Origin of the sequence: Hamadaea sp. NPDC051192, assembly GCF_040682475.1 — a bacterium.
Taxonomy (GTDB): domain Bacteria; phylum Actinomycetota; class Actinomycetes; order Mycobacteriales; family Micromonosporaceae; genus Hamadaea; species Hamadaea flava.
On the sequence record NZ_JBFBAZ010000022.1, the window covers coordinates 1 to 19,555 of the forward strand.

The following is a 19,555-nucleotide window of genomic DNA, read 5'->3' on the forward strand; positions in this document are numbered from 1 at the left end:
TCGGATACCTCCGCGCACTCAACACAGAAACCACAAACATCGATATAGTCACATCGATCCGATTACCGGGTCAACGTTTCATGTCACACCACTAGGCCGAGGGCGAGGTTGGCGACCGTCGCGCTGGCGAAGACGGCGACCGGCGCCAGCCGGCCTCCTTCAGCGCGCCGATCCGGAACTCGCGGCCGATGCTGACGAAGGCCAGCACCAGGAACCAGATCCGCCAGTCGGTGACCACGCCGATGGTGGTCTTCGCGTCGGCGGCCGAGACCGCGTTGGCGTACCAGGTGCCGACGCCGGACGCGACGATGAAGCCCAGCACGAACTTCGGGAACCGGTCCCAAAGCGTCTTCAGACCGGGGCGCTGAGCGTTCGGATCGCGCTCCACCTTGAACGCGAAGTACGCCGACAGCGCCACCGCGACGACGCCGATGAGCGCGTTCTGCGTCGTCTTGACGATGGTGGCGATCTTCAGCGCGTCGTCGCCGGCCAGCGCCCCGGCCGCGGTGACCGCGGCGGTGGTGTCGATGTTGCCACCGATCCAGGCACCGGCCACCGCGTCGACCTCGGGGGAGGCTTCGGCGGAGGGGGTGGAGGACTCGCTCATGCGAGGGATACTATAGTTAGCCTATAGGATTAGTCGAGATGTATTCCCTACTAAACCGATGTGTGTTGTGGGTCTCTTTGTGCCCGCGGCCATAGGCAAGCCGTTCGTGATCTCCATACGATCTCCGGGCCGCCTTGGCGATCTGTCGCAAATGGACGAATAGTCGTCCCTGCCCATTGGAAGGAAGAGATGACCGCCGTCGCAGTACTTCCCGAGCGCAGAGCCCGCTGGCGGCGGATCACGACCGACCGCTGGGCCGTCGCCGGTGGCGTGACCGTCGCCGCGCTGCTGCTGATCGCGCTGGCCGCGCCGCTGCTGGCCGGACTGTCCGGACAGGACCCGTACACGTATCACCTGGACGCCTTGGACGACTCGGGCGTCCCGATCGGCTTCGGCGGTGGGATCAGCGCCGAGCACTGGTTCGGCGTCGAGCCGCTGACCGGACGGGACCTCTTCGCGATCACGGTCTACGGCGCGCGTACGTCGATCCTGGTCGGGCTGGCCGCGACCGTGCTGTCGGTCTTCCTCGGCGTGCTGGTCGGGGTCACCTCCGGATTCTTCGGTGGCTGGTACGACCGGATCACCGGACGCGCGATCGACGTGCTGTTCGGCTTCCCCACGCTGATCCTGATGATCGCCCTCGGCGCGATCGCCCCGGTGCACTTCCCGAAGCAACTGCTGGTCGTGGGGGTGATCGGGCTGTTCGGCTGGCCGGGCATCGCCCGCGTGGTGCGCGGCCAGACGCTCGCGCTCAAGCAGCGCACGTTCGTCGTCGCGTCGGTGTCGCTCGGCGCCGGCTCCGGCCACGTGCTGCGGCGTCAGGTCCTGCCCAACCTGGCCGCGACGATCATCGTGTACGCGACCATGCTGATCCCCGGCATGATCGGCGCCGAAGCGGCGCTGTCCTTCCTCGGGGTCGGCGTTCCGCCGCCCACCCCGGCCTGGGGCCGGTCGATCGGCGACGCGATCGCCTGGGTGCAGACCGATCCGATGTTCCTCGTCGTCCCGGGCGCGGCCCTGTTCGTCACCACGCTCGCGTTCAACCTGCTGGGCGACGGGCTGCGCGACGCCCTCGACCCCAAGTCCCCCGGGGTGAAGCGATGAGAATCCTGCGGTTCGCAAGCAGCCGCCTGCTGAGCATGATCGGCGTACTGCTGATCGTCAGCCTCCTCACCTATGCCGTGTTCTATCTGCTGCCGGCCGACCCGGCCCAGCTGTCCTGCGGCAAGCCGTGCACCCCGGAGCGGCTGGCCGACGCCCGCGCCTTCATGGGCTACGACGCACCCTGGTGGCGGCAGTACCTCGACTTCCTGACCGGCATCTTCGCCGGCCGCGAGTTCGGCAGCGGCCAGGCGATCGTGCGATGCGCCGCGCCCTGCTTCGGCTACTCGTTCCGGCTGGACGAGCCGGTGACCACGCTGATCACCACCCACCTGGGCGTGACCTTCTCGCTGGCGATCGGGGCGGCCGTGCTGTGGCTGTTCCTCGGCGTCGGGTCCGGCGTCGTCTCGGCCGTACGCCGGGGCAGCGCGGTCGACCGGGCGGTGATGACCTTCGCCATCACCGGGGTGTCGGCGCCGACCTACCTGGTGGGGCTGCTCGGCATCCTGCTGTTCGGCTTCACCCTCGACATGGTTCCCGTCGGCGGCTACGTGCCCTTCGCGGAGAACCCGGTGCAATGGGCCTGGCACCTGATCCTGCCGTGGTGCGTACTGGCCTTCGTGTCGGCCGCCATCTACGCCCGGCTGACCCGCGGCCAGATGCTCGAGGTGCTCGGCGAGGACTACATCCGAACCGCTCGCGCCAAGGGCCTGAGCGAACGCCGGGTCATCGGCCGCCACGCGCTGCGCAACGTGCTGGTGCCGGTGGTGACCGTGTTCGGGATGGACCTCGGCGGCCTGCTCGGCGGGGCGGTCATCACCGAGCGGGTCTTCAGCCTCCAAGGCCTCGGCGCGCTGCTCATGGACGCGGTCGGCAACGTCGACCTGCCGCTGCTGGTCGGCGTGACCTTGTTCAGCGCGGTGCTCATCATCGTCGCCAACTTCGTCGTGGACGTGCTCTACAGCGTCCTCGACCCCCGGATTTCCCTGTGATCAACCCCCTCGGAACACAGAAAGGTAAGTCGATGAGACGCACGACGATCACCGCCGCGCTGGCGGTGGTGGCGGCGCTGGCCCTGACGGCGTGCAACGCCAACTCGGGATCCGGCACGAACACCGCGAGCACCGGTACGCAGCAGGGCGGCGACCTGGCCATCCTCACCTCGGCCAGCTCGGTGACCCTCGACCCGGCCAAGAGCCAGAACCTGGCGATCACCACGCTGGGCCTGATCTTCCGCCGCTTGACCACGTGGGACATCAAGCCGGGGCAGGAGGGCAAGGTCGTCGGCGACCTGGCGCAGGACGCCGGTACGCCCAGCGACGGCGGCAAGACTTGGACGTTCAAGCTCAAGCCCAACCTCAAGTACGCCGACGGCACCGCCATCACCGCCGCCGACGTGAAATACGGCGTGGAGCGGTCGTTCGCGCCGGAGCTGTCCGGCGGGCTCGGCTACCACAAGACGCTGCTCGTCGGCGGGGCCGAGTACAAGGGCCCCTACACCGGCAAGGAGCTGGACTCGATCGAGGTGCCCGACGCGCAGACGATCGTGTTCAAGCTGACCAAGCCGTTCGGCGACTGGCCCTGGATCGTGTCGATGCCGGCGTTCGCGCCGGTGCCGAAGGCCAAGGACGACGTCGCGAACTACGGCAAGAACCCGGTCGCGTCCGGCCCGTACCAGGTCGACTCGTATCAGCAGGGGACCGCGCTGAAGCTCAAGCGCAACACCTACTGGGAGGCCTCGTCCGACCCGGTGCGTACGGGTGGGCCGGACACGATCACGTTCCAGCTCGGCCAGGAGGCCACCGTCGCCGCGCAGCGGTTGATCGCCGACTCCGGCGCCGACAAGAACGCCTTCGGCGCGAGCTTCGTGCCGCCCGCTCAGCTGGCCCAGATCCAGGCCAACGCGGCGGCCAAGCAACGGCTGGTCACCTCCGACCCCGGCGCGCTGGCGTACCTGGCGATCAACACCACCCGCGGTCCGCTCAAGGACGCCAAGGTGCGCCAGGCGCTCAACTACGCCGTGGACAAGAAGGCGTACCTGGTCGCGGCGGGTGGCACGCTCGGCGGCGACTACGCCTCGACGCTGATCACGCCGGGCATCGCCGGGCGCGCCGAGTACAACCTGTACCCGACCGCCGACCCGTCCGGTGACGTCGACAAGGCCAAGGCGCTGCTGGCCGAGGCCGGTCAGAGCAACCTGAAGCTGACCTTCGTCGTGCAGAACGACTCGGATGACCTGGCCCGCGCCCAGGCGATCCAGCAGGGCCTGGCCCGGATCGGCGTCGAGCTGACCATCAAGCCGCTCGACAGCGACTCGTGGTTCGACGCGGTCACCAACGACAAGGGCGACTACGACCTGACCCTGTCCAGCTGGCAGCCGGACTACCCCAGCGCCAACGCCAACATCCAGCCGCTGTTCGCCTCCAGCGAGATCGGCGGCGGGGGCTTCAACCTCTCGCGGTACTCCAACGCCGAGGTCGACGCCCTCATCGAGCAGGCCCGCGCCGAGGTCGACCCGGCCAAGGCGCAGGCGCTGTGGCAGCAGGCCGACAAGCGCATCCTGACCGACGCCCCGATCGTCCCCCTGATCTACACCAAGAACTCGTTCCTGCACGGCTCGGCGGTGCAGAACTTCCAGGTGGCGGCGTTCCCGGCGTACCCGAACTATCTGAAGGTGTCGCTGAGCAAGTGAACGAGAACGTGCTGACCGTCGGCGATCTTCACATCTCGTTCGACGTCGACGGGCGTACGGTGGACGCCGTCCGCGGGGTGGTCTTCGGGCTGCGCCGCGGGCGGGTCCTCGCCCTGGTCGGCGAATCCGGCTCGGGCAAGAGCGCGACCGCCCTGGCCGCGCTCGGCCTGCTGCCCGCCACTGCCACCGTGACCGGGAGCATCCAACTGGACGGCCGGGAACTCGTCGGAGCCGATCGCAAGACCCTTCGGGCGGTGCGCGGCGGCCGCATCGGCACCGTCTTCCAGGAGCCGATGAGCGCGCTGAACCCGATGTTCACCGTCGGGGATCAACTGGCCGAAGCGGTCCGCGCCCATCGCGACGAGGGGAAGCAGGCCGCTGCTCTACGCGTACAAGAATTGCTTGATCTGGTGGGGTTGCCGGACCCGGCGCGCATCGCCCGCGCGTATCCGCACGAGTTGTCGGGCGGCCAGCTCCAGCGAGCCGTGATCGCCATGGCGGTGAGCTGCGACCCCGTGGTTCTCATCGCGGACGAGCCCACGACGGCGCTGGACGTGACCGTGCAGGCCGGGATCCTGGACCTGCTACGTGACCTGCGCGCGCGGCTGGACACCGCGATCCTGCTGATCACCCACGACATGGGCGTGGTCGCGGACCTCGCCGACGAGGTGGTGGTGCTGCGCGACGGCCAGGTGGTCGAGCAGGCCCCGGTCGAGCAGCTGTTCGCGCAGCCCGAGCACGAGTACACCCAGGCGCTGCTCGCGGCGGTCCCGCGACGATCCACTCAGGACAGCCCCGGCGTCACGACCGGATCGCCCGTGGTCCAGCTCCGCGACGTCTCCGTCGAGTACGCCGGACGCCACGGCCGCCGTGTGACAGCGGTCGACGGGGTGAGCCTCGACATCGCGGCGGGCGAGATCCTGGGCCTGGTGGGGGAGTCCGGCTCCGGCAAGACCACCATCGGCCGGGCCATCGCCGGGCTGGTGCCGGTCGGTGCGGGCAGCCTCACCGTCGCCGGGACCGATGTCGCCGCCGCACGTGGCAACCCGAGACGGCTGCGCGAGGTGCGGTCCCGCCTCGGCATCGTCTTCCAGGACCCGGCGTCGTCGCTCAACCCCCGCCGCACGGTGGCCGACAGCATCGCCGAACCGTTGCTGCTGCACAGCGAGCTCCGCGGCGACGCGCTCACATCCAAGGTGGACGGGCTGCTCGACGCGGTCCAGCTGGTACGCACCGTGCGCGACCGCTATCCGCACGAGCTGTCCGGCGGTCAACGGCAGCGCGTCGCCATCGCCCGGGCCATCGCGCTGGATCCGGCGCTGCTCATCGCCGACGAGCCGACCAGCGCGCTCGACGTCTCCGTCCAGGCCCGCGTCCTGCTCCTGCTGCGCGAGCTGCAACGAGACCTCGGGTTCGCCTGCCTGTTCGTCAGCCACGACCTCGCCGTGGTGGACCAGCTCGCCGACCGCGTCGCGGTCATGCACCGCGGGAAGGTCGTCGAAACCGGCCCGACCGCTGTCGTGCTCGGCTCGCCGGCCGACCCGTACACGCAGCGGCTGCTGGCCGCGGCCCCGATCGCCGACCCCGTCGCCCAACGCGCCCGCCGCACCGCCGCCGTCTAGCCCCCTCGCTCTCCCCGCGCTCTCCCCGTTGATCATGGAGTTAACTGTGGTCTCGACGGCGTGGCGAGGGGGTAAACCCCATGATCAACGAGCCCGTCCGGGCGGGGGTGGGGGTGGGGCGGGTCAGGTGGGGGGCGGTTAGGAAGGGCGTTGGTCGCCGACGAGGCGGCCGGAGCGGATCAGCGCGCGGCGGCTGCCCGCGGCGGGCGCGACTCCGGCCGGTTCGTCGGGGGCCGCCGAGTTCGCGCGGGTGAACAGGGTGACGGTGGTCGCCGGGGTGAACCCGCTGCGTTCCATGAGCGCGGCCGACGCGCGGTTGGTGTCTTCGACGTCGGTCACGACCCGGGTCGCCCCGGCGGCGAACAGAGCGTTGCAGCACACCTCGACGAGCCGGCGGGCGACGCCCTTGCCCTGCTGGTCCGGTGCGACCGCGATCCACTCCAGGTACGCCCAGTCGTCGCGCAGCTCGAAGGTCATGGAGCCGAGGACGAACCCGACGACCCGCTCGTCGGCCAGCGCCACCCAGCAGGCGCCCTCGGCGGTGTCGAGGTGTTCCGCGATCGAGGTCAGCGACCACGACGTGTAGGGCTTGACGGTCACGTCGTACACCTGGCGGCCGAGGTCGCGTACCTGGCGCAGGTGCTCCAGGCCCATCGGGGCGATCTTGACGTCGTCGGTCGTCACTCCTCGAAGGTACGCCCGAGGCTGCGCCGGAGCTGCGGAAACGGCATGAGTACGCGAGATGAGCATTCGCGGCGATTCCTTCAAGCGACGCCCTTCGGACAGATGTATCTAAATGGATCATGTCCGTCGTTACCGTCGCGCCATGATGCGAAGAACCGTCCTCGTCCTGACGCTGGCCCTGGCCACCCTGCCCGTCGGCGCCGTCACCGCGTACGCGTTGCCACCGAAGCACATCCAGGGGAACGAAACCGTCGCAGTCTACGACTACGCCTCCGCGATCCGTGAGGTCGTCTGGGTGGAGAGCAGCGTCGACAGCGACGCCGAACCCGGTCCAGATCGGATCGCGGTGGACATCGTCCGGCCGGTCGACCCGGACAACCCCGGCCTCCAGGTGCCCGCCATCGTGGAGGCCTCGCCCTATTACACCCTGCTGGGCCGGGGCAACGAGTCGGAGAAGAAGCTCTACCTCACGCCGAACGACCCGACCAGCCCCGTGGTCAAGATGCCGCTCTACTACGACAACTACTTCGTTCCCCGCGGGTACGCCTTCCTCGGCGTCGACCTGTCCGGCAGCACCCACTCGACGGGCTGCCTCGACGTCGGCGGCAAGGCCGAAGTGCTCGGAGCCAAGGCGGTGATCGACTGGCTCAGCGGCAACGCCGTCGCCCACAACGCGATGGGCCAGCAGATCTTCGCGACCTGGTTCAGCGGCAAGGCCGGAATGATCGGCAAGTCCTGGGACGGCGCGATGGTCACCGGGGTCGCGGCGACCGGCGTACCGGGGTTGACGACCATCGTCCCGATCAGCGCGGTGACCAGCTGGTACGACTACGAGCGGCTCAACGGGGCGGTGCGGTCGAACGTCAGCTCGACGGTCGGCCTGCACGACAGCTACACGTCCCGGCCCCCGGCGGCCTGCTCGGCGACCCGGACCACGTTGGTCAACAACAACGGGCTCGACTATTCGGCGTTCTGGTCCGATCGGGACTACGTCGCGAACGCGGCGAACATCAACGCCAGCGTGTTCCTCGTGCACGGCATGAACGACCTGAACGTCAAGAGCTCGAACTTCGGCCGGCTCTGGGAACAGCTCGCCGCCAACGGCGTACCGCGCAAGCTGTGGCTGTCGCAGGAGCAGCACGTCGACCCGTTCGACTTCCGCCGGGCGGTCTGGGTCGACACCCTGCATCGGTGGTTCGACCAGTGGCTGCAAGGCCTGGACACCGGGATCATGGACGAGCCGCAGGCCACGGTGGAGCGCGCCGCGGACACCTGGGTGGATCTGCCGGAGTGGCCGCCCGTGGGCACCACGAGCCCGGTCTACTACCTGCGTCCGGGCAACGGGGTCACCGGTGAGCTGTCGACCGCCGGGCCGAACGGCGGTTCCGCGGCGATCACCGACCTCGCCCTGTCGGAGTCGACCGCGACCACCGGACCGCCGCTCGCCAAGCTCGGCCGCTGGGTCTTCCTGACCTCGGCGCTGCCGCAGGACCTGCATCTGGCCGGCAGTGCGGTGGTGACGGTACGCATGCAGTCGACGTTGTCCACGGCGACGTTGACCGCCAAGCTGGTGGACTACGGCAATCAGACCCGGGTCAACTGGGAGTCCGGCCAGGGCATCACGACCGGCAACACCGAGGACTGCTGGGGTTCGTCCACGGCCGCCGACGACAGCTGTTACAAGAAGACGACCAAGAACGTGGTCAACACCGGCGTCTCGGTATTGAGCCGGGGCTGGCTGGATCTGGCGCACCGCGGCTCGCTGTCGAGCCCGGCCGGGATGCCCGCGTTGACCTGGCAGACCGTCACGCTGCGGCTGGCGGCCACCGATCAGATCATCAAGGCCGGTCACCAGCTGGGCCTGGTCATCAGCTCGACCGACAGCTCGTGGACCACCACCCTGGCCACGGCTTCGGTGCTGACCTTCGACCTCGGCCGGTGCATCCTGCGGCTGCCGACCGCGCCGAACTGAGCGGCACGCCCGTCCGCGAGACGATCGGCCGTCTCGCGGACGGGCCCGGCGATCAGCCCACCGCGTACAGGGCGCCGCCGGCGATGCGGACGAACGAGTTCGCGCCCGGGGCGCCCGTGACCTTGGTGGTGATCCCGTTCGTCGCGACCCGCCCGATCGCCGTCACCTCGGCCGGCGAGCCGGTGAAGGTCACCCCGCGAAGCTGGGACGTGTACCGGCCGCCGGACCGCCAGAAGACCTGGAAGCCGTCGAGGGACAGGCCGGTGCCCTGGATGATGACGCCGTCGTCGCGGCAGGTGTCGGCGGTCAGGCCGGCGATGACGGCGGGGGTGCCGGAGATGTCGAATCCGACGACCGAGTCCTGGACCTCCAGGCAGGTGAACGTGCCACGGCCGCCCGCGAAGCGCATCCCGGCGATGTTGCAGTAGTACGCCTTGCAGTTGGTCACCTTGTTGTTGCCCGACGACACGTTGACGCCGTAGCCGTCGATGCCGCCGATGTGGATCCGGTCGACGTGCGAGTCCGGGGTTCCGTTGAGCACCACGCCGTCGCCGGAGCAGTCACGGACGTTGCAGCTGTGGAAGAACGTGCCGCGCATGTCGGTCTCCGCGTACAGGCCGTTGCGGCCCGCGCCCCCGACGCCCGCGGTGCGAAAGCCCCGGATGAACAAGTTGTACGCGTAACAGTCCGGGTCCGGGGAGGTGTACGGGTAGCCGGTGGGATTGGCGGATCCGTCGTTGCAGTACACGAGCGCGTCGCAGGTGCCGCCGCCGGTCCCGCCGCCCTCCAGGGTGAAGCCGTGCAGCCCGCAGCCGTGGGTGTTCAGGTCGAACAGCTTGACCAGGCCGACCCGGGTCCCGGCACCCGTCGCGGTGGTGATGCCGACCGCTCGCAGGACGGAGGCGTACATGCCGGCGCCCATCACGTCGACGCCTGAGCGCAGCAGGACCGCGCCGGAACAGTAGAACTGGCCGCCGGACAGCTCGACCGCGTTGAGCGCCCGTTCCGAGCTGCCGGCGATCGGCCCGGTCGCCGCCTCGGCGATGGCCGCGTTGATGGCGATCTGATCGTCGGTCCCGGTGCAGACGTAGTTGGCGTCCGCCTTGATGTACGCGGGCGCGTCGGCGGCGGCGACCGTGATGCGCAGCGGCCGGGAGCCGGTGCCGACCCCGGCGCTGGCCGGGGACGGTCCGGTCGCCGCCGTGCCGACGGCCAGGCCGACGCCGGAGGCGATCCCGGCGAAGGCCGCGCCGACGACCCGGCGGCGATCGGATTGATACTTGTCAGCAGTCATGGCGGCCATCCTAGGGATGGCCGCCCACATTAGACAGTCAGGGCCGCTCGGCCGATTCGTCGTCGTCGGGCGGCTTGCGCTGCTCACGCTCGCGGTCCTCGCGCAGCTTGCGCTCGAAGGGCCGCTCCTCCTCGTCGGCGAACTCCTCCGGAGTCTGTTCCCGGAACGGTTCGTCGTCGGGCATCGAGCCAGGTCGCATCGGGACCTCCTTCTCCGGTGGCCTGCGATGCAGCTACCCGGCCCGACCTGCCCCGAAACGCTCAGGGCAGCAGCACGACGCCGCCGCGTACGCCGCCTTCGGCCAGCCGCTTGTACGCCGTGGCCGCCTCCGCGAGCGGATACGTCTCGGCGAGCCGCAGCCGCAGCCGGCCCGACTCGACGAGCCCGACCAGCTCGGCCAGGCGTACGCCGTCGGCGGCGACCTGGACGCCCTCGGTGCGGATGCCGCGCTGCGACTCGGGGGCGACCGGGTAGCCGTTGACGTAGACCCCGCCGTCGCGTACGGCCGCCAGGGCTTCCACTCCGGCCAGGGCCGGGTCGTAGACGCCGTCGACACCCGCGCCGACCAGGTCGCGAATCCGCGCCGCCGGCTGCGCCGACCGGTCGACGAACCAGGTCGCGCCGTAATCGCGTACCAGTTGCTCGTCTTGAGCGGACGCGACCCCCACGACCCGCAGACCCCGGGCGGTCGCGAGCTGGATCGCGAACCCACCGACCGCACCCGCCGCGCCGAACACCGCGAGTGTCGCGCCGGTCGGCAGCCCGGCCAGATCCAGCGCGTCCGCAGCCGTCAGCGCGTTGAGCGGCAACGTCGCCGCGAGCGCCGGGTCGACGCCGGCCGGAGCGTGGGCGGCGGACGCCTCGTCGAGCAGCGCCACCTCGGCCTGTACGCCCGCCCCAGCGGCCAGCCAGAAGGTGAGCCCGACGACCTCGTCCCCGGGCTGGAAGCGCTGGACGCCGGAGCCGACGGCCTCGACGGTCCCGGCGAGGTCCCAGCCGAGGACGCGCTGTACGCCGGACGGCGTGAGGTGCGCGAACGCGCCGTTCGCCGCGGCCAGGTCGGCGGGATGGACCGCGCTCGCCCGTACGCGAACCCGTAGCTGGCCGGGGCCGGGCTGGGGGACGGGCAGCTCGGCGATCTCGATCGAGTCGAGGCCCTGCGGACTGGTGACGGTCACTGCACGCATCGGATTCTCTCCTTCATCGTGGTTCCTGGTGGTTTCCTTGTGGTGCTGCCAACCGTAGGAGAGGTACTCTCCATCGGAAAGAAGGCACCTAGGAGTGCGTAGCAGACCGAAAGGTGAGCGCTAATGCCGACGACGACCGCCGCGGTACGCCGTGAGCAGGCGAAATTCGAGTACAACGCGTTCCTCGCGCTGTGCCCGACCCGGCAGCTGCTCGACTCGCTGAGCGACAAGTGGGTCTGCCTGATCCTCGCCGCGCTGGCCGACGGGCCGATGCGATACAGCGACCTGTCCCGGCAGATCGCCGGGGTCAGCCAGAAGATGCTGACCCAGAGCCTGCGCTCACTCGAACGCGACGGCCTGCTGACTCGGACGGTGACCGCCGCCGTGCCGGTCCGCGTCGACTACGAGCTGTCGGCATTGGGGGAGAGCCTGATGCCGGTGGTGCGCGCGGTCAAGATCTGGGCCGAGACCCATATGGACGACGTGCTCGCCGCCCGGGCGGATTACGACGCCGTTCCCTGAAGGCCCCGCTCCCTACACTGCGAGCATGTCGCGCGACAGGCTCCGCCTTGCCGCCGTCAGCCTGGGGCTGCTGGCGTTCGCCCTCCGGATCGTGGTCGCCTTCTGGTGGCAGCCGCTCACCTGGAGTCTCGACTCCCTGGCTCTCGGAATCGGTTTGTACGCCGTGGGGATGATCACCGCCGCAGTGCTTCCGTTCGGCGGCTATTGGCTGCTTACCCGGCGGTACCGGCTGCCCAGGGCGTTCCCCGTCCAGGACGGCCGGTTCGTGGCGAGGTCGAACCCGATTCTCTTCGGCCTGTGGTCGATTCTGCTGCTCTACTTCGCCGGCGGAATGGTGCCGGCCAGGCGTGTGCCGAACGAGTACGTGCTGCGGCTGAACACCGACCCGCTGCCCCTGTTCCTGGTCGCGGCGACGCTGGTGGCAGCGCTGGTCGTCATCGGCGTCGCCTTGCCGTTCCTACTCGGCCTCGGGTCGAGCTGGGCCCGGACGGCGTACTGATCCAGCGGTTGCGGAGCCAATCGACGATCCCCTGGACCCTGCTGGCGCCGGGCGGCCCACTGCCGCCGGCCAAGCGGGCCCGCCAGATCTGGCTCTACGTCGCCGGTCCGGTGCGCTACACCCGCTATCAGGTCCCGTTGTCCGTCGACGTCGAGCCGGCGTTCCTGGCGTACGCGATCCGCCACTACGTCGACCATCCCGCCGCGCGGGCCGCCATCGGCACTGATGCGGAACTCGAGCGGCTGCGTACCGTGGCCGCGGGATAACGGGTGTCGCCGGTGGAGCTGGATGTCAGAGCTGCCAGACGACCGGCAGCGCCGCCTCGGCGGCGTCCGACGAGTAGTCGTGCGCCACATCGAGCAGCTCGGCCATCCGGGCCTGCCAGGCGATGTTGACCGGCAGCGCGGCCAGCCGGTCGATCATCGCCGCGTAGTCGTCGACCTCGATCAGGTGGAACAGGTCGGTTCCGCTGCGCCAGATCGTCCACTCGCGGGCGCCACTGTCCCGGATCGCCGCCACCAGCTCCGGTGGAACCTCCCGGTGGGCGGCGTCGTACTCCGCGATCCGATCGGACCGGACCTTGGTGTGCAGGGCGACTCTCATCTGGGCTCCCTTCAGCCGTGCTCAGCCGGCCGAGCTTGGTGATCTTCACGTTCTACCAGAAGTACCCCTTCGCATCCGGCCGGGGCAGCGGCGTCCTGCGGAGGGTGGCGGTACGTTCGGGAGGGTGGCGGAGGTATTCCTCGGGCCGGAATCGCGGACCGAGGGGGCAGCGGGTGACCGGGCTGTTCCCGCTCTTCGGTCTGCCCGACCGGATCGATGCCAAGAACTCTTATTGCGCGCTGTTCAACTGAAGCTCTTCGAATAATGCGCCCGTTTCCCCTAGCATCACCGGCGATCGTTTTCCTGGGGAGGCAGTCGATCCATCGGGCCGTCCGGCATCGGGCGGCCCGATGGCGCATGCCCTCGGCCAGGTTCCGCCAGCGACAGGGGGATCCTTTGTTCTTCGGGCACGTTAGCCGCCGCGCGGCCGTGATCGCGGCAGTGGCGGTCGCCGTTGGCTCGTTGGGGCCGGTGTCACCGGCCGCGGCCAACTTTTCGGGAGCGACCGGCGCCACGGGCTGCAACGACCTCAACAAGGCCGACAACGCCACGCACAGTTTCCACAATGTGGATCTGAGCACGGCCATGGTCAATGCCACGTCCTGGGCGCGGACCAACAACGTCGATCCCACGGACATCAACACCACGACCGATCCCAGCTTGGACGGCCTGACCGACGTGGTGGTCCGGGACCGGTACTACGTGGACTTCTGCGGACACGACTGGTACCGCTCGTCCACCAATGGCGGCGTCGTCGGCCTCGCTACCTGTGACGACACCAACTCGGCCGATGAGTGCGAGCAGCACACGGTGCGCTACAACAACTACTTCGTCGACAACACGTCCCTCACGAACGAGCGTGGCCTGGCCTGTCACGAGATCGGCCACACCCTCGGTCTCGCCCACCGCACGTCGAAGTCATGCATGCAGCAGGGCTATCCGAAGCCGCTCAACAACTACTCGGCCCACGACGCCGAGCACATCAACAACAACTACTGATCGGGAGCATGCCATGAGGAAGATCCTTGGTATCGCCGCGGTCGTAGCGGCAATCGGCGCGGCGGCCTTCTGGGCGGCGCAGCCCGGCCAGACCCGATCGGACGCCGACTATCTGTTCGCCCACCTGCAGGCACGCAGCGGAGCGCAGGACGCGGTCTGGCTCGAGTCGTCCTTCGCCGAGATGTTGCCGTCCCGGCAGTTCTCGGTCAACGGAAGCCTGGCGACGGCCGGGAACAAGAACGGGGTAGTCATCGGCTCCGTCGTCGCGGTGAACCCGGGCCGGGGCTACGCCCATCCCGACGACGCGCCCAAAGGTGTCGAGGTCGCCTTCGACGCCGCGGACGCGTTGTGGCGTACCGTCGATGTCACGGTCGCGGTCGAGGAGTCGTGGGGCCGGGTCGCCGGGCTGAGCAAGGTCACCTTCGCCGTCATCATCGACCGGGGCGCGGACGCCGACACGGCGGTCGACGGCCTGCGCAGCCTCGGCAAGGTGATCGTGGCGCTGGACCGCCAGGGCCGCTTCGACTACGCGCCGGACGTCTATTCGATCGGACACAGCGGCGACCTGTTCGGCACCGTCGACGCGGCGGGCGGCATCAAGCTCAACGCGATGGAGGACGAGGGCGCCGAGTTCCTCGCCGGTGTCGACACCATGGCCGAGCTGCGGACCGAGGCGGTGAAGACGCCGACCGTGGTGGCGGTGGACGTCGTCGACGGCGTGTTCACGCGCGTCTGACTTCCCGTCGATGCCACGCGGGTTCGGCCGTCTCCCCTACATGACGGCCGAACCCGCGTTTCAGTCTGCGGGCCGGCGCATCTCACCATTCACGCGGCGGCGGCCGGCATGGATCAGCACGCGGGATACGCGTCAGGGGAACGTCCAGCGTTGGTTGTCCGTCGCGGCACAGCTCCACAGGATGAGTTTCGTGCCGTTGGCCACGGCCGCGCCGGAGGCGTCGAGGCACAGTCCTGACTGGACGCCGCGGATCGTGCCGTCGGAGTTGACCGTCCACTGCTGGTTGGCCTGGCCGTTGCAGTCCCAGATCACGACTTTCGTGCCGTTGACGGTGCCCTGCCCGTACGCGTCGAGGCACTTGGCGCCGTAGACGGTGAACTGACGGGCCGGAGTGTAGGTCCAGCTCTGGTTGCTGCCGCCCGTGCAGTCCCACAGCTGGGCCTGTGTCCCGTTGGCGGTGGCGAAGTTGTTGATGTCGGCGCAGCGGCCGGACTGCCGTCCGACGACTCGGCCGGTGGTGGACGGAGCCTCAGTCCCCGCGACGGTAAGCAGCACCGCCTCCCGGGCCGGCACGGTCGCGGTGTAACTGGTGTTCTGGCTGCCCAGGTCGGTGGCGGCCCAGACGTTGCGGACCGACGCCGTGGCGGCCAGGCCGAGGTCGGCGAAGCGGAGCGTGATCGGTGCGGCGGTGGAGTTCCGGTTGAGCAGGACGACCGCCCGGCGGCCGCTGCCGGTGAGAACCTTGCTGTAGACCTGGAGGCCGGCCGCGGCCTCGGCGACCTTGGTGCCCTGCCTGCCCAGCGGATCCTGGTCGATGGCGATCACCTCACGATTGGCCAGGATGTCCCGCGTCGTGGTGCTCATGGTCGCCAGGTTGTTGCCGGCCAGCAGGGGAGCGCCGGAGATCGCCCACAGGCTCAGGTGAGTGCGGTTCTGCGCGGCGGTGAACGCGGGCATCCCGACGATCAACATGTCCGGATCGTTGTAGTGGCCGGGACTCTGCGCCGCCGGATGCTGGGCGGAGTCGAAGTTGGCCAGGACACGGTCCATCGACGCGTTCTCGCCGAAGTAGATGATGTCGGTGCTGGTCCGCCACATTGCCGACAGGCTCGGCGCCCAGCTCCACGGGCTCTGCTTGCCCCAGTTGCAGACCGACAGCGTCATCGGCCGGCCGGTCTGTGCGGTCGCCCGCCCGATGGCGTCGCTGATCGCCTGGTACGCGGTGCGAGCGTCCAGGCCCTCGGCGTCCCCGCCGCACCAGTCGACCTTGACGAAGTCGAACCCCCATTGGGAGAACAGCAGGAAGTCCTGGTCGTAGTGGCCTTCGCTGCCGGAGCCGGGCGCGGCCGGGCGTCCGGTCGGGTAGTAGTAGCCGCAGCCGTCACGACCGGCGTCGGTGTAGATCCCGGCCTTGAGGCCCTTGCTGTGGATGTAGTCGGCGATGGCCTTCATCCCGCCGGGCCATTCGGCGGTGTCGACGGTGATGTTGCCGGCCGCGTCCCGGGTGCCCTGCCACCAGCCTTCGTCGATGTTGACGTACTGGTATCCGGCGTCTTTGAGTCCACTGGCCACGAGCGCGTCGGTCTGCGCCTTGATGACGTTGTAGTTGATCTGCGCGGCGAAGGTGTTCCACGACGCCCATCCCATGGGTGGCGTCGTCACCGCGGCGGCCGAGGGCGATGCGAAGGTCACCACCGAAGCGGACACCAGCATCAGGAGGGCCGCAAGTCTGCGGGCGTTCCGGGCAATGGGCATGGGACCGCCTCCAGCGGAGAGACGGCCGCCTACCCGGTCGGCGGCAGAAACGGATTGTCGGCCATTCTGCTGAAGGTAGTCAAGATTGTCAATTGGATGAGGCTGGTGCTGGTCGGCGTCGAATCGATGACGCAGATTTCCTCGACGTTGCCTCGGAATGTTCTAGGAATTGAGACAGAGCTTCCCGGGCGCCACCTTCTACCGTAGACAGTGAAGGTGACGACATCGACGGGGATGGCTGCCAGGCGGTATGCCCAGCTGCCATATGTGTTATTGGCGCTGCTGTTCACGCTGCTGACCGTGTTCGTGGTGACGCAGTACGCGGTGCACGGCAGAGCCTTCGACGAGTGGATGCAGGACGACTACGGCCGGCGGACACTGGCCTTCTATCTCAGCGGCGGCAAGGACCGGTCGTTCCTGGAGATGGCGCCGGAGCTGTACATGCCCCAGCACGGGCCGGCGTACGAGCTGATCATCGCGGCGGCCCAGAAGCTGACCGGCGAGCAGTGGCAGACCCGATCGGTGCTCGGCGGCGTGACCGGGTTGCTGGGCGTCCTGGCGATCGCGTTGTGCGGCCGGGAGGTCGCCGGACCGTGGGGTGCTTTCGTGGCGGCAGCCGGGCTGGCCCTGTATCCGCGCTACACCGGCTCGATCTTCAACAACTCCAAGGACATCCCGTTCACGGTCGCGATGACCGTCGTGCTGTGGCTGGTCCTGCGGACGATCCGCCGATGGCAGCAGGACCAGCGGCGGTTCGAGCTGCTGCAGGACGCCACCCTCGGCGCGGCGATCGGGTTCGCCGCGGCGATCCGCGTCAACGCGCTCGCCTGGTTCGTGGTCCTGGCGGTGCTGATCGCCGCGTTCTGGCTCCGACGCCGGCCCGCCGGGGCGGCCGCGATCCGGGCGGAACTGTCGAAGCAGGTCGGTTCGCTGCTGCTGATCGTGTCGACGTGCTACCTGGCCATGTCGCTCACCTGGCCTTACGTGCTCGTGCGGCCCATCGCCGGGGCGATGGACGCGGTCGCGGCGATGTCCAAGTACCAGTGGAATCACGAGATTCTCTACCTGGGCGCGATGGTCCCGGCTCCGCAGGCGCCGTGGCACTACGCCCCCGTGTGGCTGGTCGTCGGCTCGCCGTTGCCAGTGGTGCTGCTCGTACTGGCGTCGGCGGGCGCGTTGTGGTGGCGGCGCGGTCCGTCCGACGGGCGCTACCTGGTGCTCGCGGCGTACGTGGCGGTGCCGTTGATCTTGCTGATCGCCTTGCGCCCGACGCTTTACAACTCGTTGCGCCAGTTCCTCTACCTCGTCCCGGGCCTGATCCTCATCGCCACCGGCGTACTGCTCGCGGCGGTCCGGGCCGCTGCCGGGTCCGGCCGGCGGGTCCTGGCGGCCACGCTCGTCGGACTCGCGATCGTCGGCCAGGCCGAGGTCGTGGTGGCCGCCGCTCGAATCTATCCCTATGAGTACGCCTACTTCAGCCCGGTCGTCGGCGGGTACGCCCGGGCGCACCACTCCTTCGAGGGCGAGTACTGGGGATCGTGTTCGTCGCAGGCGGCGAGCTGGCTGCGCCGGCATCACGCCGAGTACCCGGTGATCGAACCGTCCTTTCAGGACCTCGTCGGCTGGAACACGCTGATCGAGAAGGAGTTGCCCGGCCTCACCCCGGTCGGCGACAACCATCCGACCTTCCTGATCAGCCGGGAACCCCGGGACGGTTACCGCACGATCCACTCGGTCATGCTCGCGGGCGAGCCGCTTTGCCAGGTCGGCGTCCGCGGTGATGTGCCCATGACGTCGTGACGCGAGCGGCCGGCGTCCGATCACGGTTCAGCTTGCGAGGCATCGGTATGCGATGCCGGGCCGGCCGGTCAGCGCACGGGGTGGCCGAGTCGGCGGGCGAACCGGGCGACGGCGTCTTCGGCCGTGGGTACGGCGCCGAAGACTTCGGCCTGGCGGGTCGTGTCGGCGACGTACCGTCCGGTGCCGAACCAGTCGACCATCGCGCTCATGTCCTTGACCATCGGAACGAACGGGCCGAAGACGGTCCCCATGGCGTGGATGAGCCCGGTGGGGATGGATCGCACCCGGATCTGCTTTCCGAGCAGCCGGGTGGCGAGCTGGGCGAGGTCGGTCATGCTGGCGGGCCGGTCCCAGCCGATGTCGATGCGCTGGCCGTCGACGCCGGCCGCGTCGACCGCGGCGGCGAGATATCGGGCGAGGTCCGCGGTCAGCACGAAGGTCAGCGGTACGCGCGCATCGCCGAGCCACATCAGGCGGCCCTTGGCGAACGGGTCGCCGCCGAACTGGGTCACCTGGTCGAGGAACGCGCCTGGTCGCAGGGCGACGAACGGTACGGCGAGCTGTTCGAGCCTGTCCTCGGCCAGTTTCTTGTGCCAGAAGTGCGGCACGCCCGGTGTCTGGTCGCTGGTGAGGATGCTGGTGAGCACGAATCGGCGTACGCCGGTCCGAGCGGCGGCCTCGGCGAGGTTGGCGTTGCCGACGGTGTCGATCTCAGTGGCGTTCTTGATGCGCCGGGTGTACCCGGCCGCGGTGGTGACGACGGCGTCGGCGTCGGTCATGGCCCGGTCCAGCGATGCGGGGTCGAGCATGTCGCCACGGGCGATCTCGACGCCCAGGGTTTCCAGGCGGCCGGCGTCAGAACCCGGCCGGACCAGTGCCCGGACCTGCTTGCCACGGGCTAGCAACTGGTCGACGACCTGGCCGCCGAGTGAGCCGGTGGCGCCCACCACGAGTACGTGTCGCCGGTCAGTCATCGCTTCCTCCGGTTGCCGCGGACGGGGTGGATCGGTGGATGGTCTTGTGTGGAGTGATCCCGCCGCTGTCGCGGTGCCATTGGCCGCCGAGGTTCATGCTCCAGGAGACTTCTGGGGTGATCTTCAGAATGGGTGCGGTTCCGAATCGGGTCTGGCGTTCGACGATCTCGGCGGTGCCGTAGACGCGGATGTAGCGCGGCGACCACGGGCGTACGGAGGCCAGGTCGTCGACGACGAGCGCGATCTTGGTGTTGCCGGCGCGCACGTTCTTGGTGCGGCGGGTCTTGGCGGGGTCGAAGCCGCCGATGTAGAAGTGCGCACCGTCGAACTCGAAGCCGACCGGGACGACGTCGGGCTGACCGTCGTCGGCGACGGTGGCGATGCGAGCCAGCGGTTGGGACCGCAGGTAGGCGATCTCTTCCTCGGTGAAGGCCATGATTACTCCCAATGGGCGGTCGGCGACCGCTGCCAATAGTTGAGCGAGTCACGTACTACCGTAGCGCGATAC

20 protein-coding genes are annotated in these 19,555 nt (G+C 69.2%); 11 read left to right on the forward strand and 9 right to left on the reverse strand.

What is annotated here, in order from left to right; all coding sequences use genetic code 11:
- Positions 1-91: 91 nt before the first annotated feature.
- Positions 92-607 (reverse strand): putative sulfate exporter family transporter, encoded by a 516-nt coding sequence (locus AB0M47_RS12185; protein WP_363412077.1) that lies wholly within the window; start codon positions 605-607, stop codon positions 92-94.
- Positions 608-796: 189 nt separating this feature from the next.
- Between AB0M47_RS12185 and AB0M47_RS12190 the strand changes: the two genes are divergently transcribed.
- From AB0M47_RS12190 to AB0M47_RS12205, 4 genes are read left to right on the forward strand one after another with little or no spacing between them, the layout of a single operon-like run.
- On the forward strand, positions 797-1,711 hold the full coding sequence (locus AB0M47_RS12190; protein ID WP_363412079.1) for an ABC transporter permease: 915 nt from the start codon (positions 797-799) through the stop codon (positions 1,709-1,711).
- Positions 1,708-2,700: an ABC transporter permease gene (locus AB0M47_RS12195; RefSeq protein WP_363412081.1), complete on the forward strand. Its 993-nt coding sequence runs from the start codon at positions 1,708-1,710 to the stop codon at positions 2,698-2,700. Before AB0M47_RS12190 ends, AB0M47_RS12195 begins: the two co-directional genes overlap by 4 nt.
- A gap of 32 nt (positions 2,701-2,732) precedes the next feature.
- Positions 2,733-4,400 carry an ABC transporter substrate-binding protein gene (locus AB0M47_RS12200; protein ID WP_363412083.1) on the forward strand — a complete coding sequence of 556 codons (1,668 nt, stop codon included), beginning with the start codon at positions 2,733-2,735 and terminating at the stop codon, positions 4,398-4,400.
- On the forward strand, positions 4,397-6,022 hold the full coding sequence (locus tag AB0M47_RS12205; RefSeq protein WP_363412085.1) for an ABC transporter ATP-binding protein: 1,626 nt from the start codon (positions 4,397-4,399) through the stop codon (positions 6,020-6,022). Before AB0M47_RS12200 ends, AB0M47_RS12205 begins: the two co-directional genes overlap by 4 nt.
- A gap of 138 nt (positions 6,023-6,160) precedes the next feature.
- On the opposite strand, the gene AB0M47_RS12210 is transcribed toward AB0M47_RS12205, so the two are convergent.
- Complete coding sequence (locus tag AB0M47_RS12210; RefSeq protein WP_363412087.1) at positions 6,161-6,706, reverse strand: GNAT family N-acetyltransferase; 546 nt, start codon at positions 6,704-6,706, stop codon at positions 6,161-6,163.
- Positions 6,707-6,848: 142 nt separating this feature from the next.
- On the opposite strand from AB0M47_RS12210, the gene AB0M47_RS12215 reads away from it, so the two are divergent.
- Positions 6,849-8,678 carry a CocE/NonD family hydrolase gene (locus tag AB0M47_RS12215; RefSeq protein WP_363412089.1) on the forward strand — a complete coding sequence of 610 codons (1,830 nt, stop codon included), beginning with the start codon at positions 6,849-6,851 and terminating at the stop codon, positions 8,676-8,678.
- A gap of 52 nt (positions 8,679-8,730) precedes the next feature.
- Here AB0M47_RS12215 and AB0M47_RS12220 read toward each other — a convergent pair whose 3' ends face one another.
- The 3 genes from AB0M47_RS12220 to AB0M47_RS12230 all read right to left on the reverse strand — a co-directional run bounded on the left by AB0M47_RS12220 (position 8,731) and on the right by AB0M47_RS12230 (position 11,159).
- Complete coding sequence (locus AB0M47_RS12220) at positions 8,731-9,972, reverse strand: right-handed parallel beta-helix repeat-containing protein (RefSeq protein ID WP_363412091.1); 1,242 nt, start codon at positions 9,970-9,972, stop codon at positions 8,731-8,733.
- A gap of 37 nt (positions 9,973-10,009) precedes the next feature.
- Entirely contained in the window at positions 10,010-10,171 is a 162-nt protein-coding gene (locus tag AB0M47_RS12225; protein ID WP_363412093.1) for a hypothetical protein, read from the reverse strand.
- Positions 10,172-10,232: 61 nt separating this feature from the next.
- Positions 10,233-11,159: an NADP-dependent oxidoreductase gene (locus AB0M47_RS12230; RefSeq protein WP_363412095.1), complete on the reverse strand. Its 927-nt coding sequence runs from the start codon at positions 11,157-11,159 to the stop codon at positions 10,233-10,235.
- Between the two features lie 123 nt (positions 11,160-11,282).
- On the opposite strand from AB0M47_RS12230, the gene AB0M47_RS12235 reads away from it, so the two are divergent.
- The 3 genes from AB0M47_RS12235 to AB0M47_RS12245 are packed head-to-tail and all read left to right on the forward strand — an operon-like array spanning position 11,283 to position 12,446.
- Positions 11,283-11,681, forward strand: coding sequence for a helix-turn-helix domain-containing protein (locus AB0M47_RS12235; RefSeq protein ID WP_363412097.1), 399 nt, complete (start codon positions 11,283-11,285; stop codon positions 11,679-11,681).
- Positions 11,682-11,706: 25 nt separating this feature from the next.
- A complete protein-coding gene (locus AB0M47_RS12240; RefSeq protein WP_363412099.1) occupies positions 11,707-12,180 on the forward strand; it encodes a hypothetical protein in 474 nt (157 codons plus the stop codon).
- An 8-nt stretch (positions 12,181-12,188) separates the two neighbouring features.
- Positions 12,189-12,446, forward strand: a complete 258-nt coding sequence (locus AB0M47_RS12245; protein WP_363412101.1) for a hypothetical protein — start codon at positions 12,189-12,191, stop codon at positions 12,444-12,446.
- A 25-nt stretch (positions 12,447-12,471) separates the two neighbouring features.
- On the opposite strand, the gene AB0M47_RS12250 is transcribed toward AB0M47_RS12245, so the two are convergent.
- Positions 12,472-12,783, reverse strand: a complete 312-nt coding sequence (locus AB0M47_RS12250) for an L-rhamnose mutarotase (RefSeq protein WP_363412102.1) — start codon at positions 12,781-12,783, stop codon at positions 12,472-12,474.
- Positions 12,784-13,224: 441 nt separating this feature from the next.
- On the opposite strand from AB0M47_RS12250, the gene AB0M47_RS12255 reads away from it, so the two are divergent.
- Positions 13,225-13,782, forward strand: coding sequence for a matrixin family metalloprotease (locus tag AB0M47_RS12255; protein WP_363412104.1), 558 nt, complete (start codon positions 13,225-13,227; stop codon positions 13,780-13,782).
- Between the two features lie 13 nt (positions 13,783-13,795).
- Entirely contained in the window at positions 13,796-14,518 is a 723-nt protein-coding gene (locus AB0M47_RS12260; RefSeq protein WP_363412106.1) for a hypothetical protein, read from the forward strand.
- Between the two features lie 132 nt (positions 14,519-14,650).
- Here AB0M47_RS12260 and AB0M47_RS12265 read toward each other — a convergent pair whose 3' ends face one another.
- A complete protein-coding gene (locus AB0M47_RS12265) occupies positions 14,651-16,273 on the reverse strand; it encodes a ricin-type beta-trefoil lectin domain protein (protein ID WP_363412108.1) in 1,623 nt (540 codons plus the stop codon).
- Between the two features lie 267 nt (positions 16,274-16,540).
- On the opposite strand from AB0M47_RS12265, the gene AB0M47_RS12270 reads away from it, so the two are divergent.
- Complete coding sequence (locus AB0M47_RS12270) at positions 16,541-18,073, forward strand: glycosyltransferase family 39 protein (protein WP_363412110.1); 1,533 nt, start codon at positions 16,541-16,543, stop codon at positions 18,071-18,073.
- 68 nt (positions 18,074-18,141) lie between these two features.
- Here AB0M47_RS12270 and AB0M47_RS12275 read toward each other — a convergent pair whose 3' ends face one another.
- On the reverse strand, positions 18,142-19,047 hold the full coding sequence (locus AB0M47_RS12275; RefSeq protein WP_363412112.1) for an SDR family oxidoreductase: 906 nt from the start codon (positions 19,045-19,047) through the stop codon (positions 18,142-18,144).
- A complete protein-coding gene (locus AB0M47_RS12280) occupies positions 19,040-19,483 on the reverse strand; it encodes a PPOX class F420-dependent oxidoreductase (protein WP_363412114.1) in 444 nt (147 codons plus the stop codon). The genes AB0M47_RS12275 and AB0M47_RS12280 overlap by 8 nt, the downstream gene beginning before the upstream one ends.
- Positions 19,484-19,555 lie beyond the last annotated feature (72 nt).

What these genes read in the sequence shown, in the direction of transcription:
- AB0M47_RS12225 (WP_363412093.1), bottom strand. Translation starts at nt 10,171, where the DNA reads ATGCGACCTGGCTCGATGCCCGACGACGAACCGTTCCGGGAACAGACT.
- AB0M47_RS12185 (WP_363412077.1), bottom strand. Translation starts at nt 607, where the DNA reads ATGAGCGAGTCCTCCACCCCCTCCGCCGAAGCCTCCCCCGAGGTCGAC.
- AB0M47_RS12195 (WP_363412081.1), top strand. Translation starts at nt 1,708, where the DNA reads ATGAGAATCCTGCGGTTCGCAAGCAGCCGCCTGCTGAGCATGATCGGC.
- AB0M47_RS12250 (WP_363412102.1), bottom strand. Translation starts at nt 12,783, where the DNA reads ATGAGAGTCGCCCTGCACACCAAGGTCCGGTCCGATCGGATCGCGGAG.
- AB0M47_RS12190 (WP_363412079.1), top strand. Translation starts at nt 797, where the DNA reads ATGACCGCCGTCGCAGTACTTCCCGAGCGCAGAGCCCGCTGGCGGCGG.
- AB0M47_RS12240 (WP_363412099.1), top strand. Translation starts at nt 11,707, where the DNA reads ATGTCGCGCGACAGGCTCCGCCTTGCCGCCGTCAGCCTGGGGCTGCTG.
- AB0M47_RS12265 (WP_363412108.1), bottom strand. Translation starts at nt 16,273, where the DNA reads ATGCCCATTGCCCGGAACGCCCGCAGACTTGCGGCCCTCCTGATGCTG.
- AB0M47_RS12230 (WP_363412095.1), bottom strand. Translation starts at nt 11,159, where the DNA reads ATGCGTGCAGTGACCGTCACCAGTCCGCAGGGCCTCGACTCGATCGAG.
- AB0M47_RS12215 (WP_363412089.1), top strand. Translation starts at nt 6,849, where the DNA reads ATGATGCGAAGAACCGTCCTCGTCCTGACGCTGGCCCTGGCCACCCTG.
- AB0M47_RS12220 (WP_363412091.1), bottom strand. Translation starts at nt 9,972, where the DNA reads ATGACTGCTGACAAGTATCAATCCGATCGCCGCCGGGTCGTCGGCGCG.
- AB0M47_RS12260 (WP_363412106.1), top strand. Translation starts at nt 13,796, where the DNA reads ATGAGGAAGATCCTTGGTATCGCCGCGGTCGTAGCGGCAATCGGCGCG.
- AB0M47_RS12275 (WP_363412112.1), bottom strand. Translation starts at nt 19,047, where the DNA reads ATGACTGACCGGCGACACGTACTCGTGGTGGGCGCCACCGGCTCACTC.
- AB0M47_RS12280 (WP_363412114.1), bottom strand. Translation starts at nt 19,483, where the DNA reads ATGGCCTTCACCGAGGAAGAGATCGCCTACCTGCGGTCCCAACCGCTG.
- AB0M47_RS12235 (WP_363412097.1), top strand. Translation starts at nt 11,283, where the DNA reads ATGCCGACGACGACCGCCGCGGTACGCCGTGAGCAGGCGAAATTCGAG.
- AB0M47_RS12200 (WP_363412083.1), top strand. Translation starts at nt 2,733, where the DNA reads ATGAGACGCACGACGATCACCGCCGCGCTGGCGGTGGTGGCGGCGCTG.